Annotated in this window: 20 protein-coding genes, 2 pseudogenes and 1 other annotated feature; of the genes and pseudogenes, 1 reads left to right on the top strand and 21 read right to left on the bottom strand. The window is 55.8% G+C overall.

What is annotated here, in order from left to right:
• Nucleotides 1-83: 83 nt before the first annotated feature.
• The 21 genes and pseudogenes from rpmA to SD70_RS09285 form a co-directional block, all read right to left on the bottom strand.
• A complete protein-coding gene (gene rpmA, locus SD70_RS09375) occupies nt 84-395 on the bottom strand; it encodes a 50S ribosomal protein L27 (protein ID WP_041047320.1) in 312 nt (103 codons plus the stop codon).
• A gap of 6 nt (nt 396-401) precedes the next feature.
• Complete coding sequence (locus SD70_RS09370) at nt 402-737, bottom strand: ribosomal-processing cysteine protease Prp (protein ID WP_041047318.1); 336 nt, start codon at nt 735-737, stop codon at nt 402-404.
• A 10-nt stretch (nt 738-747) separates the two neighbouring features.
• Nucleotides 748-1059, bottom strand: coding sequence for a 50S ribosomal protein L21 (gene rplU / locus SD70_RS09365; protein ID WP_041047317.1), 312 nt, complete (start codon nt 1057-1059; stop codon nt 748-750).
• A gap of 15 nt (nt 1060-1074) precedes the next feature.
• Nucleotides 1075-1175 (bottom strand) — a sequence feature (ribosomal protein L21 leader region).
• A gap of 110 nt (nt 1176-1285) precedes the next feature.
• Nucleotides 1286-2575, bottom strand: coding sequence for an Rne/Rng family ribonuclease (locus tag SD70_RS09360; RefSeq protein WP_052487213.1), 1290 nt, complete (start codon nt 2573-2575; stop codon nt 1286-1288).
• Nucleotides 2576-2592: 17 nt separating this feature from the next.
• The gene (locus SD70_RS09355; RefSeq protein WP_231571136.1) at nt 2593-3513 is read right to left on the bottom strand and encodes a M50 family metallopeptidase; all 921 of its coding nucleotides are present in this window, start codon (nt 3511-3513) and stop codon (nt 2593-2595) included.
• Nucleotides 3503-4387: a M23 family metallopeptidase gene (locus tag SD70_RS09350; RefSeq protein WP_052487211.1), complete on the bottom strand. Its 885-nt coding sequence runs from the start codon at nt 4385-4387 to the stop codon at nt 3503-3505. Before SD70_RS09350 ends, SD70_RS09355 begins: the two co-directional genes overlap by 11 nt.
• A gap of 367 nt (nt 4388-4754) precedes the next feature.
• Nucleotides 4755-4916, bottom strand: coding sequence for a hypothetical protein (locus SD70_RS09345; protein ID WP_156157946.1), 162 nt, complete (start codon nt 4914-4916; stop codon nt 4755-4757).
• Between the two features lie 130 nt (nt 4917-5046).
• Nucleotides 5047-6195, bottom strand: a complete 1149-nt coding sequence (locus SD70_RS09340) for an FtsW/RodA/SpoVE family cell cycle protein (protein WP_331436757.1) — start codon at nt 6193-6195, stop codon at nt 5047-5049.
• A pseudogene (minD, locus tag SD70_RS09335) lies at nt 6195-6988 on the bottom strand (septum site-determining protein MinD). Before minD ends, SD70_RS09340 begins: the two are co-directional and overlap by 1 nt.
• Nucleotides 6989-7040: 52 nt before the next feature.
• Entirely contained in the window at nt 7041-7715 is a 675-nt protein-coding gene (minC, locus tag SD70_RS09330) for a septum site-determining protein MinC (RefSeq protein WP_041047314.1), read from the bottom strand.
• 69 nt (nt 7716-7784) lie between these two features.
• A complete protein-coding gene (locus SD70_RS37835; RefSeq protein WP_231571135.1) occupies nt 7785-8003 on the bottom strand; it encodes a hypothetical protein in 219 nt (72 codons plus the stop codon).
• On the bottom strand, nt 8000-8320 hold the full coding sequence (gene mreD / locus SD70_RS37830; RefSeq protein WP_231571134.1) for a rod shape-determining protein MreD: 321 nt from the start codon (nt 8318-8320) through the stop codon (nt 8000-8002). The genes SD70_RS37835 and mreD overlap by 4 nt, the downstream gene beginning before the upstream one ends.
• A complete protein-coding gene (gene mreC / locus SD70_RS09320) occupies nt 8317-9201 on the bottom strand; it encodes a rod shape-determining protein MreC (RefSeq protein WP_331436756.1) in 885 nt (294 codons plus the stop codon). Before mreC ends, mreD begins: the two co-directional genes overlap by 4 nt.
• Nucleotides 9202-9225: 24 nt before the next feature.
• Nucleotides 9226-10251, bottom strand: coding sequence for a rod shape-determining protein (locus SD70_RS09315; protein ID WP_041047313.1), 1026 nt, complete (start codon nt 10249-10251; stop codon nt 9226-9228).
• A 286-nt stretch (nt 10252-10537) separates the two neighbouring features.
• Nucleotides 10538-11230 carry a RadC family protein gene (gene radC, locus SD70_RS09310; protein ID WP_041047312.1) on the bottom strand — a complete coding sequence of 231 codons (693 nt, stop codon included), beginning with the start codon at nt 11228-11230 and terminating at the stop codon, nt 10538-10540.
• 163 nt (nt 11231-11393) lie between these two features.
• Entirely contained in the window at nt 11394-11840 is a 447-nt protein-coding gene (locus SD70_RS09305) for an Rrf2 family transcriptional regulator (RefSeq protein ID WP_041047311.1), read from the bottom strand.
• 78 nt (nt 11841-11918) lie between these two features.
• Nucleotides 11919-12053 (bottom strand): annotated as a pseudogene (locus SD70_RS34680) (Maf family protein); the annotation flags it as partial.
• Nucleotides 12054-12092: 39 nt separating this feature from the next.
• Entirely contained in the window at nt 12093-12683 is a 591-nt protein-coding gene (locus tag SD70_RS09300) for a Maf family protein (protein ID WP_041047310.1), read from the bottom strand.
• 55 nt (nt 12684-12738) lie between these two features.
• Nucleotides 12739-13818 (bottom strand): hypothetical protein, encoded by a 1080-nt coding sequence (locus SD70_RS36815; RefSeq protein WP_197080970.1) that lies wholly within the window; start codon nt 13816-13818, stop codon nt 12739-12741.
• A gap of 77 nt (nt 13819-13895) precedes the next feature.
• Entirely contained in the window at nt 13896-14447 is a 552-nt protein-coding gene (locus SD70_RS09290; protein WP_052487210.1) for a Maf family protein, read from the bottom strand.
• 18 nt (nt 14448-14465) lie between these two features.
• Nucleotides 14466-14708, bottom strand: a complete 243-nt coding sequence (locus SD70_RS09285) for a DUF4321 domain-containing protein (protein WP_041047309.1) — start codon at nt 14706-14708, stop codon at nt 14466-14468.
• Between the two features lie 148 nt (nt 14709-14856).
• Between SD70_RS09285 and SD70_RS09280 the strand changes: the two genes are divergently transcribed.
• Nucleotides 14857-15861, top strand: a complete 1005-nt coding sequence (locus tag SD70_RS09280) for an N-acetylmuramoyl-L-alanine amidase (RefSeq protein WP_197080969.1) — start codon at nt 14857-14859, stop codon at nt 15859-15861.
• Nucleotides 15862-15935: the final 74 nt, after the last annotated feature.

Raw genomic sequence — 15935 nt, 5'->3', positions numbered from 1 at the left:
ATGACAGGAAGATTCCTCGTTCCGATTCTGTAACGCAAAAAGTCCCCGGCGACGAAAATTCATCGCCAGGGACTGGAGTTCGTTTACACTTCTGCTGTAGCGGCAACCGGAGCAGCTTCCGCCGGATACACGCTTACTTTTTTGCGATCGCGGCCCCAACGCTCAAACTTGACAACGCCCTCGACTTTCGCAAACAGCGTGTCGTCGGAACCGATGCCTACGTTCGTCCCCGGGTGAATCTTCGTGCCGCGCTGGCGGACGAGGATGCTGCCGGCCGTAACTTGCTGGCCGTCGGCGCGCTTCACGCCGAGACGCTTCGAGATGCTGTCGCGGCCGTTTTTCGTCGAGCCTACGCCCTTCTTGGACGCGAACAGCTGAAGGTTCAATTGCAACATGGTCGGTTAACCTCCTTCTGTATCAATTTGAATATATTCGCCGTACGACGTTTCGATCGTATTTAGCATGACGACCATCGCTTCGAGGAGGAGCTGCACGCGCTCGGCCTGCCGCCCGTCTAACTCCAGCGGTACGCTGGCATCGATCAGCCCATCTTCCATTTCGCAAGGGAGCATGGCCCCGGCCACTTGTTCGACGGCGTTCACGGTTCCGACGGAAATCGCCGACACCGCGGCGCAAACAAGATCTTTGCCCGGTTCGTCGTAAAACGCGTGCCCTTCGATGCGAAAAAAGCTGATGGTGCCATCAGAGGGTCTACGCCCTATCGTGACGCGGATCATAGAGAGCCTCTTAACCTTGGATTTTGCCGATGACGACTTTCGTGTAAGGTTGACGATGGCCTTGCTTGCGGCGGTAGTTTTTCTTCGGCTTGTATTTGAAGACGATGATCTTCGCCTCTTTGCCGTGCTTCTCGACCGTACCGGTAACCGAAGCGCCGGATACGAGCGGAGAACCTACAACCAGACCGCTTTCCTTGGAAACAGCCAAAACCTTGTCGAACGTTACTTGCTCGCCTTCGGAAGCATTGAGCTTCTCGACGTAAATAACGTCGCCTTCAGCAACTTTATATTGCTTGCCGCCAGTTTCAATAATTGCGTACATAGTGTGTCGCACCTCCTCATGTCTCAGACTCGCCTATCTGCCAGGTGACGGCGCGGGCCGGGGAAACCGGACGCTTGCCGTGCTTGCGAACCCGCTTCGTGCGGTTGCAGCATGACGAAGCAGCTTGCTTTCATGCCTACAAGATTGTAACACATCCGATTGTCCAAAGCAATTCTCATTTTTGGGCATTAAGCTGGCTATGCAGCGCCCTGCACGTTGCTCGCCGTCACTTCTCCAGCTTAACGGCTTGGGCAGCGGCGGGACGGGGTTCCGTTTCGTCGAGCTCCGGCATCATCCGGCCTTTGCCTTGGCAGTGCGAACACGTCTGTATGAACAGCTCGCTCCAATTGTCGCGCGATTTGCGGCGGGTCAGCTCGAGCAGGCCGAGCTTCGTCCAGCCGACGACGTTCGTCTTGATCCGGTCGCGGTTGACGGCTTCGGTCATGCGCGCCAGCACCGCGCTGCGGTTCGCATCTTCCGCCATATCGATAAAATCGACGATCACGATGCCCCCGATATTGCGCAGCCGCAGCAGCCGGGCGATCGCATCGGCGGCTTCCAGATTGATGTGAAGCACCGTTTCTTCGAGCGCTACCGTACCCGTATATTTTCCCGTATTGACGTCAACGACAGTGAGCGCCTCCGTCTGGTCGACGATCAGATAGCCGCCGCTCGGCAGCCATACTTTGCGGCGAAACGCTTTTTCCAGCTGCTCGTTCACGCCGTACGCTTCGAAAATCGGCGCCGCGCCGTCGTGGACGCGGATGAGCGGCACCGATTCGGCGGCATGCGGCAGCAGCAGCTCGCGCAGTTTGTCCGCCGCGGCGGCGGAATCGACGACGATGTCGTCGACGTCTTGCCGAATCAGGTCGCGAAACGTGCGCTGCAATAGGTCGGCGTCGCGGTACAGCAGGCTCGGCGCCTTGGCGGTTTGCGCCGCCGCCAGCACCGCCTGCCACTTCTCGCGCAGCAGCGAGAGATCGCCCAGCAGCGCTTCGACGGACTGCCCCGCCGAGACGGTGCGGAGTATAATGCCTTCGTCGCCTTGGCGCATTTGCTCGCCCAGCGTTTTCAGCCTGCGCTTCTCGTTATCCGGCTCGATTTTTCGCGACACCGCAACATAGCTTGCTTGCGGCATATAAACGAGCCAGCGGCCGGGAAGCGAGTAGTGCGTCGTAACGCGCGCCCCTTTTGTCCCGGACGGTTCTTTATCCACCTGAACGATAAGCGTCTGCCCGGGCTTCACCAGCTCGGTAATGCTCGGCTTGACGGCAGGCTGCTTCTCCAAATGAGCCGGCAGCAAATCGTCAATATAAAGAAAGGCGTTCTTTTCGAGACCGATATCTACAAAGGCCGCCTGCATGCCCGGAAGCACGTTGACGACGCGTCCCAAATAGACGCTGCCCGCCTGCTGCCGCTCCAGCGGCCGATCCATGTCGAATTCCATGACGAGCTCGTCCTCCAGGAGCGCCACTCGCGTCATATCCGCGCCGCTCTGCAGCACGATTCGCTTCATCCTAAACCACCTCGGAGTTATTTTAGCACGAAAAGCTCCGAGACGGCACTGCCTGGCGGCCGTTCGCGCAAATACCGCTCTACGATGCGCTGCTCCGGCATGACCGCCTGAATCGTGCCCCCCTCTCCGAGAACATAAATGAGATGGTATTTATCGCGCATAAGCAGCTTGACGATGTCCGCCAGCCGCCGCTGGCGGCTGACAACGATCGGCTGTGCCAGCGTGCCGCGGCCGATAAACCGCGCCGCCGCCGCATCGCGGCTCATCAGGAAGCGCAAAAACTGATACGGTGCGTTGCGCAGCAGCATCCAGTTCGAGCTTAGCAAAAACAGCCCGACCAGCAGCAAATTGAGCTGCAAATCGCCCGCCGCGATGCGCAGCGCGGCCAGTGCAACAAGTAGCGCGCTCAACGCAAGGCCCGCGTAGGTGCATATCGACATGGCGCGCCGATACGGCGTCCCGTAGCAAACGAGACACTGCAGCACGCGCCCGCCGTCGAGCGGCATAATCGGCAGCAGATTAAACAGGCCGATCGCCATATTGGCCTTTATAAAATATTCCCACCATACCGGATCCGCCACGCCGAGCTGTTTCATGAGCCAGGCAAACGCGATCATCCAGACGTGCTGAAGCGGTCCGGCCAGCGCAACGAGCAGCTCCTCGCGGGCGGGCACGTTGCCGTGCTCTTCCACTTCGGCGACGCCTCCGAACGGCAGCAACCGGATATGGCGGATGCGCCAGCCCAACCCGCGCGCCGCGGCCGCATGGCCGAGCTCGTGGATAAACACGATGACGAACAAGGTGGCCGTTTCCAGAAAATAACCCGTGACGACCGAGAGCACGAGCAGCACGACGAACAGCGGATGCAGCCGGATCGGCGCGCCGATCAGCCGCTGCGCCAGCGCAGACGGGGATATGGCTTGCAGTTTACGGTACAATGGCGACCACATCCGCAGGATTGACGTATCGGCCGTCTTTCTGGACCGCAAAATAGAGCTTGCCGCCGTCGCCGTCACGGCCCGCCTTGCCGATCGCCTCCCCTCCCTTGATCCAATCGTTCACCTCCAGCTTGCAATCCTCCACTTCACCGTACACCGTCTGCACGCCGTTCGGATGGCGGATGACGACCGTAAAGCCGGTCCCCTCCCTCTTGCCCGCGTACGTGACGAGTCCCGTATCCATCGCATATACCGGCGCATCAGCCTTCGTCTGCAGCAGCACCCCTTGCTTGCCTCCGGCAAACGGCGACGCGACGACGCCTTTGGCCGGCGCGAAATACGTCCGCTTCCCGCCCGAGCTTGCTTTCACGCTGTCGTCGCCGCTGCGGTGAAAGCTCGGCAATACGGACGGGGCCCCCCGGAACTTCGATTCGTACCATACGGCAAGCCGCTCCATGTTCATCGGCTCGGTAAGCGCTGCGGTCACGAGCTGCCGCCCCGTTTGCGCCCAAGATTGCGGCAGCCGAAACATCGTCCACACTGCGCCGAACAGCGCCGCACTGACAATCAGGCGCAAGACTAGCCGGCGCGCAGTCGGCGGCTTTTGGCCGTGCAGCTGCTCGTCCGAAGGCGCGGCAGCATATCCGGGCGATCGTTCAAACCGGTGCTTCCAAGCATATTCGGGATCGCTCCAGTTGCCGCTCTGCGAAGGCAGCTCGGCCGACGGCAGTGCTTGCCGCGGTTGTTCGGGCGCGCTTGGATACGGACCGTTCTCGCCCCGCACCCGCTCCGCTTCATATTCAACGCCCCGCTCGGCCTGCAGCCGCTTCAGCCGCTCGGCCCGGCGCTGCTTAACATTGTGCTTCGTCTCCATCCGCGCACACCTCAACTAATGGTAGCTTGTCTTCTTTCATCTTATGAAGTGGCGCCGGCGGATAGTACAGCTAGAGGCGGCAGAGGCATCCGCTATCGGGAGGCTTGGCGGGATATCAGGAGGACATTTGGAAACGACAGTCGACCATGACTCAAAATTCCTGTGTGGGCGCTGCATCGGGTTAACAGCAGATCGGCGCTTGGTAGACGACAGACGGAGCAGTAGACCCACTCGCTCGCCAATCCCCCTTGTAATGCTATTGGCAAACCGCCTCTCGAATGGGGCCGATGCAATTGCGAAGGAGCAATTAGAGCGGCAATCCAACGACCCGGAGGTTCCGGCGCTTCCGTAATTGCATATTGAGCAATTACGGAAAACGTTCTGCTGAAAAGAACTCCACAGTTGCTCGTAAAGCAAATACAGGCGCAATTATGCAGAAGAGTGCCTCCGCACCTTCCCCTAATTGCTTTTGCAGCACTTGCAGCAACCATTTTGCGGAAAATGCCCGCTGCAGTTGCTTTTGGAGCAATTGGAGCGATCCCCCCCTCCGAAGGGCACCCCCCATAGAGCGCTAAACGAAGAAAAACCTCCAGCCAGCCACTGTCACAGTGGAAGCCGGAGGTTTCGGCCATACGCCGAACCTATGTACTGCACCAAAGTCAGAACGTCAGCTCTTTCTCCTGATGCAATTTAACGCTCATGACGAGACCGATCGACAGCATGTTGATGAGCAGCGACGTGCCGCCGTAGCTAATGAACGGCAACGTAATGCCGGTCAGCGGCATGAGGCCGATCAGCATGCCGACGTTCTCGAAAATTTGAAACACGAACATGGAGATGACGCCGACGATGATGAACGAGCCGTTCACCGTGGTGGACTGGATCGCGATCAGGATCATCCGGTAAATGAGCCAAAAATACAGAAGCAGCAAAATCGCCGCCCCGACGAAGCCGAATTCCTCGCCGACGACGACGAAGATCGAATCCGAATAAGCGTAAGGGATGCGCGAGCTGTGAATCGAATTGCCCTTCATGAACCCTTCGCCGAGCAAACCGCCCGAGCCGATGGCGGTAATGGCGTTTTCCAGCTGATATTTCTTGTCCTTGTCGACAGAGCTCGGATCGAGGAACGTATCGATGCGGTCTGCCCAATGCTCGACGTGGTGCACGTACAAATAATGATAGATCGGGTCGTGGAAATGGGAATAGACGTAAAGAAACAGCGCGGCGCCCCCGACAACGGCTGTCGAACCGACAAGCACGTGCGTATATTTAATGTTGCCGATCCAGAACATGCCGAGCAAGATGACGAGGAAAATGATGGCGTTGCCGAGGTCCGGCTGAACGAGCACCATCGCAAACGGCACGAACACGATTACTCCGGTTGGCAAGACGTCGCGCTTCAGCTCCAGCTGCTCGCCGGCGCGGCGTGCGATCATCGCGGCTACGACGAGAATGAGGATCAGCTTCATCAGCTCCGCCGGCTGGAAATCGAGGCCTGCGGGCAGCTGATACCAGCCGCGGGCTCCGTTTTTCGGGGGGACGAAAAATAGTCCGGCCAGCATCGCCAGCCCCGCGCCGTACAAATAGGGCGATATTTTCAGCAGCCATTTAAAATCGAACAAGCTAGTGACGACGAAGGCGACAATGCCGACTCCGTAGAGGATGATGCTTTTCATAATGCTGATCTTGATTTTCGGGTCATCGACCGTAGCGCTGTGCACGAGGGCCGTGCTGAGCACCATAAAGATGAAAAGGATGACGAGTATTGCAGGATCCATCCGTTTCAGTTTGGACCAGATTGCCATTAGCCAATCCCCAGAAATTTTTTCATTTTGTGCAGCACGCCGGCCTTTTCTTCAAGCGGCATGAGCGGAACCGTATCGCCCAGTATGCGTCTGGCGATATTGCGGAAGGCGAGCGACGCCCGCGAGCCCGCGTTCATCACCGTCGGTTCGCCGGAGTTGGCGGCCTTGATCACGTACTCGTCGTCCGGCACGATGCCGAGCAGGTCGATCGCCAGCACCTGGCAAATTTCGTCGATGTCCAGCATGTCGCCTTTTTTCATCATGTCCGGACGAATCCGGTTAATGATCAGCTTCGGCGAGCCGAGGCCGGCTTTCTCCAGCAGCCCGATAATGCGGTCGCATCGCGCACGGCGGCCTGCTCCGGCGTCGTGACGACGATAGCCCGGTCAGCGCCGGCGACAGCGTTGCGGAATCCTTGCTCGATGCCGGCCGGACAGTCGATGATCACGAAATCGAACTCTTTCTTCAGCTCCAGCACGATTGATTGCACGTTCTCCGGCGAAATCGAGTCTTTATCTTCCGTCTGCGCTGCCGGCAGCAAGAACAGATGGTCGAAGCGCTTGTCCTTGATCAGCGCCTTTTGCAGGCTGCATCGGCCTTTGGCCACATCGACCAGATTGTAAATAATGCGATTTTCCAGCCCCATCACAACGTCCAGATTGCGCAAACCGATGTCCGTATCGACCATGCACACCTTTTTGCCGTTCAGCGCCAGCGCGGTCCCGAGATTGGCCGACGTGGTCGTTTTGCCGACGCCGCCTTTGCCCGAAGTTACGACGATTGCCTCTCCCATGCGTTTCTCCTCCTTCACCACGATGTCGTTACCCGATTGTGAAAAGCAGCTTTCAGCTCGTCAAAGGCTTCGCAATCGCGCTGTCCGGCCTGATACGAGCCAAATGCTGCAGCTTGTCGATCTCCATTCGGCCTTCTTGAATATAAGCGAACTCCATATACGCTTCATCGATCCCCCATTCGTCCGGGGGACGGCTGATGATGCCCGCGATGCGCAGCTGCGTCGGCCGCAAATACGAAGCCGCGATGACCGCCTCTTCGTCGCCTTCCGAGCCGGCGTGAGCCATGCCGCGCAGCGCTCCGAGCACATAAATGCTGCCGGTGCATTCGATCGTTCCGCCCGGATTGACGTCGCCGAGAAACAGCAAGTGGCCGTTGTGGCGGAGCACTTGTCCGGAACGAACGATGCCTTTCACCAGCTTGAGCGGCTGCCGGGTGCGATCGTCCTCCGTCTCGCTGCCTGTCTCGGATTCGATCGATTGAATGAGCAGGTTGCCCCGCGTGCCGATAATGGCCCGGATGCGCCCCTTTTCCTCCTCGGAAACGGCGCGCTTGCCCAGCTTGACGTGAACGTGGATGATCGGTCCCGTCAAAATTTGCTGATGCGTCTTCTCCAGCTTGTGCTGCAGCTCTTCGAGCAGCTCTTCCCAGCTGCACGAATCGTCGAGACGAAACACGAGACCGTCCTTGATTCCTTTTATCGTAACATGATGCTTGTCAGCCGTCATGGTTCGTTCCGACCTCCCAACCTATACGATTCGGCTCCGGGTCGGTATTCTCCTGCTTGCAGCCGCAATTTACTCGTCCGCCTCGGTACCCACGGCAGCTCTCGACCGCTCCAGCAGCTTGCGCATCGGAACATAGATCAGAAGCGCAAAGGCGAGATTGAACAGCAGGCTTGGCAGCATCTGCAGCATGAGCGCCTCCTCGAACGTCCAATGCGTAATGTTAAACAACCGGTTGAGGCCGTAATTGATCGCATCGAACAGAAATTGGCCGAGGGCGATCATCATCATGCTGTGCAGAAGGCCGCCCCCAAGCCGCCGCTGCAGCAGCCCCGCCATATACCCGGTGAGCCCGAGCCGAACGAATAGACGCCAAGCATCGTGCCGTAGAATAAAAAGTCCTGCAGCAAACCGAAAATAATACCATAGACGAGCGCCGCATGGCGTCCCGTGAACAAACCGATGAAAAGGACCGCCGTCAGCGTAAAATGCGGCACGACGAACGTCGAGCTCTGCCAAGCGGGGGGAAGCACCCACGGCATGACCGTCCCTTGCACCAGCAGCAGGCCGAACAACAGCAGCCATGTGTAATGATTTTTTATCGTCATTGCTGCACCGGCGCTTCCACAACGAATACTTCCTGAATATGAGTGAACGAAGCGAACGGCTCGACGAGCACGCGCGGGGTAATGTTAAATTCCCCGACGCCGATCGACGCCACTTTGCCGACCATAAGTCCAGGCGGGAACACTTGGCCGAGACCGGACGTGATGACCGTGTCGCCAACGGCAATCGCATGCGTCGGGTCGGCTTGCTCGACCTTGGTCATGACAAGATAGTCTTTGCCGCTTTGCTTGTCCTGCTCGTAGCTTTCAATTACGCCGAACGACGACGTCTCTTTGCCGCGCACCGTTACGGAAATCGCCTTCGTATTGTTGTCGGTATCGTTCAGGTTAGTAAGCAGCTGCACGTCGGAATGGAACGGGGTGACCGTCTGGATGCGGCCGATCAGCCCTTGCGGGGTAACGACCGCCATGTTCGGCTTGATGCCGTCCTTCTCGCCGAGATTGATCGTAATCGTATGATTGTAAGCGTCAGGACTGACGGCCACAACGTCGGCGATATGATACTTGTAATTGTTCGACTGCTTCTGCTGTTCGGTAAACGCCAGCGCAATTTTGAGCCTTTTGTTCTCGGCTTCAAGGTCGTTGAGGTGCTGCGTATCTTCGGCGTAGTGGATCAGCGTCTTTTTCAGTTCTTTGTTTTCGCGGTAAATGACTTGCAGCTCCCGCAAATCCCGAAAGAAGCCCGCTATCGAGCCAGCGGGCTTGTACAACCATCCTTGCGCCGTCGAGATTGTATCCTTGACGAATTTTTCCGGCCAGGTCAGCCCTGTCCGTCCTCCTAACGTCAAGCCCATCAACGTAATAAACAAAATCATCCCCAGGAGCAAAAAAAACAACCGCTTATTCCCCATGATTTTCAGCAAACGATCAACACCTCTAGGCCGGGATCAGCGCTTGGCGCGGCTGGTCGGTCCGGATTTCGTTCGAAACAAGTGAATATTCTCCAGCGCCCGACCCGTCCCGATGGCCACGCAATCCAGCGGATTGTCGGCCACCAGCACTGGCATCCCGGTTTCGCGCGCCAGCAGCTTGTCCAAGTTGCGCAGCAGGCCGCCTCCGCCCGTAAGCACGATGCCGCGGTCCATAATGTCGGCGGCCAGCTCCGGCGGACAGCGCTCCAGCGTTACTTTCACCGCGTCGACGATGGCGAACACCGTATCGGTCAGCGCCTCGTTAATTTCGTTGGACGAGACGCTGATCGTCTTCGGCAGGCCGGACAGCAAATCGCGGCCGCGAATTTCCATCGTCTCGACGTTTTCCGTCGGCATTGCGGAGCCGATTTCCATCTTCAGCGTCTCAGCCGTCCGCTCGCCGATCGCCAAGTTATAAGTCCGTTTAATGTACTGCATGATCGCTTCGTCCATCTCGTCGCCGGCGATGCGAATCGAACGGCACGTCACGATACCTCCGAGCGAAATGACGGCGACTTCGGTCGTGCCGCCGCCGATGTCGACGACCATCGATCCGGTCGGCTCCCACACCGGCAAATCGGCGCCGATCGCTGCCGCGAACGGCTCTTCGATCGTATATGCTTCCCGTGCGCCGGCCTGCTTCGTAGCGTCCTCGACGGCCCGTTTCTCCACCGCCGTTATGCCTGACGGGACGCAAACCATAACGTTCGGATGGCGGCCGAGCAATGAGCGCTTATGCGCCTGGCGCATAAAGTAGCGGATCATCGTCGAAGTCGTCTCGAAATCGGCGATTACCCCGTCCTTCATCGGGCGGATGGCGCGAATGTTGCCCGGCGTGCGGCCGATCATTTTTTTGGCCGCTTCTCCTACGGCTTCGATCGTCTTCGTATCGGTGCGGATGGCGACGACGGACGGTTCGCGCAAAATGATGCCCCGTCCCTTCGCATAAACGAGCGTATTGGCGGTTCCAAGGTCTATGCCCAAATCTTTCGTACCAAACATGATGTTACTCCTTCCAAAATAAAAAGCTGCGTGGCCGGTCATACGCCGGCCGAACCTAGCGCGACATAGCAAAAGGAAACGTCTTACGTCGTCCGGGGACGAACGCGTTTCCCGTAGCGAAATCGGTCGAAGCATAGGCGAGCACCGCGCGTTCCAAACAGCGGGAGTGGCGGTAATATCGTTTATTGTACACTAAAATAACCAATCGATACAATGTTACCATAGACGCACAAAGGAGACCGAAACAGCTCGGTCCCCCCGTGTTGCAGACAAATTTCCACATTTTTCACAATAAGCCTTGTTCCTTTAAACTGATCCAGCGTGAATCGCCAATGACGATGTGGTCGAGCACTTCGATCCCGAGCAGCCGGCCCGCCTCGTCCAGGCGCGCGGTCAGGTCGATGTCCTCCCTGCTCGGCGTCGGGTCGCCGCTGGGATGGTTATGCAAGCAAATAATGGAAGCCGAGCCGCGCTCGATCGCCGCCCGAAACACTTCGCGCGGATGCACGATTGAGGCGTTCAGCGATCCGATGGACAGCGTCTCCTTGGCGATAAGATGATTTTTCGTATTGAGAAAAAGGCACACGAAATGCTCCTTGCGCAAAAAACGCATCTCGTCCATCATCAGCTCCGCAGCGTCTCGCGGCGAGCGGATCGTCAGCTTGTCCCCCGCAGCGGACCGGGCAATCCGCCTGCCGAGCTCGATGCCGGCCTGCACCTGCAGCGCCTTTGCCGCCCCGATGCCGCGAATGCGCATAATCCGCTCGGCATTCATGCCGACAAGGCCGCGCAGGCCCCCCGCTTCGGCGAGCAGCTTCTCCCCGAGCCGAACAGCTGACTCAGCCACCGTGCCTGTGCGCAGCAAAATAGCGAGCAGCTCCGCGTTGCTGAGCGACTCGGCCCCGGAGTTCAGCATCCGCTCGCGCGGCCGCTCCTCCGGCGGCACCTCGCGAATTCGCAAATTCAGCGCTTCTGTCATCTGTTCCCCTCTTTCGACTGTTTCGACGTTTGGTGCCTCCTAGTATTTTCCAGTGTATCACAGTTCGGCGGAGATGGGTACCCGGGATTTCGGGCATGCGGCTTTCAGCGTAAAGAAAAAGCGGCGCCCCCGGGGAACGGGGACGCCGCTTGCGGTTCGGCTGTTATTGGTTTTGCGCCTGCGGCTTCAACCTTTCTGCGGCCTGGAGCTGCTCCAGAACGCCGGCGATCGTTTGCCCTTCCAAATAACGCTCCATGTTGAGCTCCGCCTCGAAAAAGATGCTGTCCATCACCGGCTTCATGTTGGCGGAAACCGGGCATTCCTTCCCGGGATCGCCCGAGCACCACGAGGGCTTCAGCGTGCCTAGCGAGGTGAGGCGGTAAATTTCCGCCAGCGTGACTTTCGCCGGATCGCAGCTGAGCGTGAAGCCGCCGCCGATCCCTTCTTTCGTCCGAACGTAGCCCTGCTTGCGGAGCAGGCTCATCACCTTGCGGATGCGGGCCGGATGCGTCGCTACATTCATCGCGATGTAATCGCTGGTCGCCATGTGATCGCTCTTGTACGCCAGCAGCACCAAGCTGTGGACGGCAATCGTGAATTCGCTGTTCATCGGTATGTGTCCCCCTTTCCGCTACTACTGTTAGTCTAACCATTACAGATCTGCACCGTCAAGGGAAAACCGTCCCGGCTACAGCACATCGATGCCGAATTCGGCCAGCATGTCGGCGAGCAGCGACACCGGGAGCCCGACGACGTTGAAGTAATCGCCTTCGATCCGGTCGATCAGCGTCGCTCCGATGCCTTGAATCGCATAAGCGCCGGCTTATGTTCGTAGGTTCATTTTTACATTATTTGGAATGAATCAAAACACATTCACACCAAATTCAGAAAGCATATCGCTAAGTAAACCCACTGGCAATCCTACAACTGTGAAATAATCACCATTTATCTTTTCGACTAAAGTTGCACCAATGCCTTGAATTGCATATGAACCGGCTTTATCATCTGGCTCACCTGTTGCAATGTAACGCCTAATTTGGTCATTTGTTAATGATTTTATTTTTACTTCGGTACTATTATAGCTTACTTTCGATTGTCCGCTTTTCGCGTTTACTATTGCTAAACCTGTGAACACGGTGTGCAACTGTCCCTGCAACTTTGAAAGCATGTTAAAAGCATCATTATGATCTTTTGGTTTACCTAATACATCATTTTCTAAGACCACTATTGTGTCGGAGCCAATTATTAATCCGTTTTCGTAATGTGAAGCAACAGACTTTGCTTTTCTCAAAGCCAATATTTCAACAATTTTTTGAGGAGGTGTACCTTCAGTAACATCTTCATCTTCAGCGCTAGGATGAGTGATGAATGGAATCTTTAGTCCACTCAACAATTCCTTTCTTCTAGGAGAAGATGATGCCAGTATAATTTGATCATGTGTGATTCTACTCATATTCTCATCTCCAACGAAGGTATTAAACCTAGTTAGTTTTTACAACTGTTTATTGCTAAATACTTATCTGTCCCTCTTCCAAAATTCCCTTTATCGTTGCAGATAGTTTTTCTTCAAATAGTTGGGCTCCCCTAGTTGTATTCACGTAAAAAATGGTCCTTATATGTCTTATATCAAAAGGTATGTCTCCTTCGTCTTGTGATATCAGTATCACTTCTTTCCCCAACGTATGAGCTATTCCTAATTCGTAAAAAACATTTGGATTCCTATGAGTAAGATCAGCCACTATGATTCTGGCTTCGTTAATATTTCTCCAAATGTCCTGCATAATTGATTTATTATTAAAAATATCATCAGCTCTTAAGCAGTGCATATCCAATGCTTCTATACAAGTTTTAATGTGATCTTCATAAAATTCATTCAACGAAGTGTCACTAAACGGCATCAACATAAATACTTTTCTAGGATTAATCTTATACTCTATTTCACCAAAAAATGGCTTTATTCTCATGAGTTTATTTTTCCTCTCGAAATTTTCAATTTCAAACTCAATTAAGCCTTTAGCTTCTTTTTTTATTTTTTGCATATTTTCGTCTTCTTCAGGATTATCGATCAAATTTCTTGGAATGTCACATGAGATTGCTTCACCATCAAGATCAAATCCACAAGCGGCTGCGAAAAATCCTGTTTTTTCTATATCAATATAAGTTCCTTCGTTTATCATAAATACGCTCGTTCTTCCTTTGATGGCGAAACTGGAAGATAACACAAAATATAGAGTGTCATTGTATGTACCGAAAATCATGTGATGAGGTCTATTTAAAATGAAATTCACTGGATGATATCTTTGAGTACTGGCATAATCGTTATAAAATTTGTGGAAAACCCCAAAAAATTTCGAGAGTATTTGTCTTTCTTTCATTCCTTTTTCTGAACGGAAAAAGGATGGGTATTTAGACATATCAAAGTTCAGGTCAAAGTAATCGTTTTCTTCTACCATCTTAGCACCTTCGATTATTTTAAATATGGTTTCCATAATTATACACTCAGCAGATATTAATGCAAAAACCTTCAATTCTAAAGAATTGAATTGATGCGAATTAATCCCCCTTTCACTTTCTGTCATTCGAGTCATCTTTCACTTTCCAAATTTGAAAATAATGTCCTGCTCGTATGATTGAGTTGATTATACTAAGCAAATTAAGTAAGCATCTAATACAGGTACATTTTGTTGTCGTAATCACCGGCTTTGTCCATAGGTTCTCCGGTGGCGATGTAGCGGCGAATGCGCGAATCGCCAAGCGGCTTCATATACACGGTTGTCGCTTTGTGGGCGACGGAGCAGCGGCCTGTCGCCGCGTCGAGGCAGGCCACGCCGGTATAGACGGTGTGCGGCCGCCCTTGCAAAGCAGACAGCATTCGCAGCGCGTCGCCTTCGTCCCGCGGCTTGCCGAGCACATTGCCGTCCAGCACGACGATCGTATCGGAGCCGACAATGACAGCGTCTCCGCGCCGATCATCGCTGCCGAGCGATTCGTATACGGCCGACGCCTTGCGGCGCGACAGCGTCTCGACGATTTGTTCAGGAGCAAGTCCGGGCTCCGTCGTTTCGTCGGCGTTGCTCGGCCTAATGTCGTACCGGATGCCGAGCGACCGGATCAGCTCCTGCCGCCGCGGCGACGAGGAGGCGAGCAGAACGAGTTTGTCCGAGGTTTGGCTCGGCGATGGGGCAGGCGTTGCGGCTAAGTTTTCATTTGGGGTCAAGTGCAGGTCACTCCTTCGTTACAGCTTCTTATAGAGCCAGAATCCGCCAAGCAGGCCGAGAATGCTGACGATGTTTAGCTTGACCCGAAGCTTGATATCGTATTGAATCACTTGCCAATCGGCTTTCGGCTCCCACGAAAAGGGGACCGATTTCGTAAGGGCGGACAGCCCCTTCACTTGCGTAAGCAGTTCTCCGACAATAGTGCCTATGGCGATGCCGAGGATGAGAAATAAAACGAGAGTCCAATTGTTTTTTTTCATAAGTAGAATGCGCCGTCCTCTCCCGGGTGTCAACCAAGCTTATTATAAGCTCGCCTTCCTTGTACTGGCAATGGAGCTGGCGGACTTTTCCGGGTGACCCGCTACGAACTTGTTAGGTAGAATGAGGGATGGGAGAGGATTCGACAGCATGAATCGACTTTTGAGGACAATAGTTTTAGGTGGAGCGCTGCTGGCATCCATGCCGGGGCAGGCGCTGGCGACGAAGGTTGTCGTCGATCCCGGCCACGGGGGCAAAGACCCGGGTGCGCACGGCGTGAACGGCCTGAACGAAAAAGACGTAGCCCTGGATATTGCCGACCGCCTTCGGGACGAGCTCGTGCGCAGAGGCTATGAAGCCGTCATGACGCGTACGGATGATACATACGTGGCTTTGGCCGACCGCGTCGATTTTACGAATCGGCAAGGTGCCGATTTGTTCGTGTCGGTGCATGCGAACTGGTACAAAAATCCGGCCGCGAACGGCACGATGGTGCTGTATTACGACGATTCGGCACCGCAAGCCGATTACCCCGCAAGCGACAGCATGAAGGCGCTCACACCGGAGAGCCGCACGCTTGCGCAGGACGTGCTCGACTCTTTCGTCGGCAGCGTGGGCACCGCCAATCTCGGGCTGACGAAAAGCGCCGTCTACGTCGTTCGGATGGGTTCGATTCCGAGCATTCTCGTCGAGACGGCGTTTCTGTCGAACGCAAGCGACGCTTCGCTTTTGGCCGACCCCGGCGTGCGCGAGAAAATGGCGGTCGCCATCGAGCGCGGCATCGAAGCGTACAAGCCGCCGGGCTTCGCCGATCTCGCCGGGCACTGGGCTCGCGATGCCGTGCTCCGGCTCAAGGAACGCGGCATCGTGGAAGGCGTCGGGTCAAGCTTTCAGCCGGATCGGGCGATGACCAGGGCCGAGTTCGTGACGATGCTCGACCGCGCGTTTAAGCTGCCGGAGCCGTGCAAGGTCACGGCGAACGGCGGCGATGGTGCGGCAGTCGGCAGCCGGGAAGTGGTTAGCGGCGGTGGTGTGGCAGCTAGCGGCGGGACTGCGGGTAACGGCGGTGGCCTAGCTGCTATCGGCGGGACTGCAGGTAGCGGCGGTGGCGTAGCTGCTAGCGGCGGACTGCGGGTAGCGGCGGTGGTGCTGTAACCGGTGCGGTTTACGGTGGTGCTGTAACCGGTGCGGTTTACGGCGGCATGCAGCCGGCGAATGCCGCAGCAGGC

The sequence above is a fragment of the Gordoniibacillus kamchatkensis genome (assembly GCF_000829455.1).
GTDB classification, from domain to species: domain Bacteria; phylum Bacillota; class Bacilli; order Paenibacillales; family NBRC-103111; genus Gordoniibacillus; species Gordoniibacillus kamchatkensis.
The sequence above is the reverse complement of the archived record's forward strand: the minus strand, read 5'-3'. Positions and strand labels throughout refer to the sequence as shown.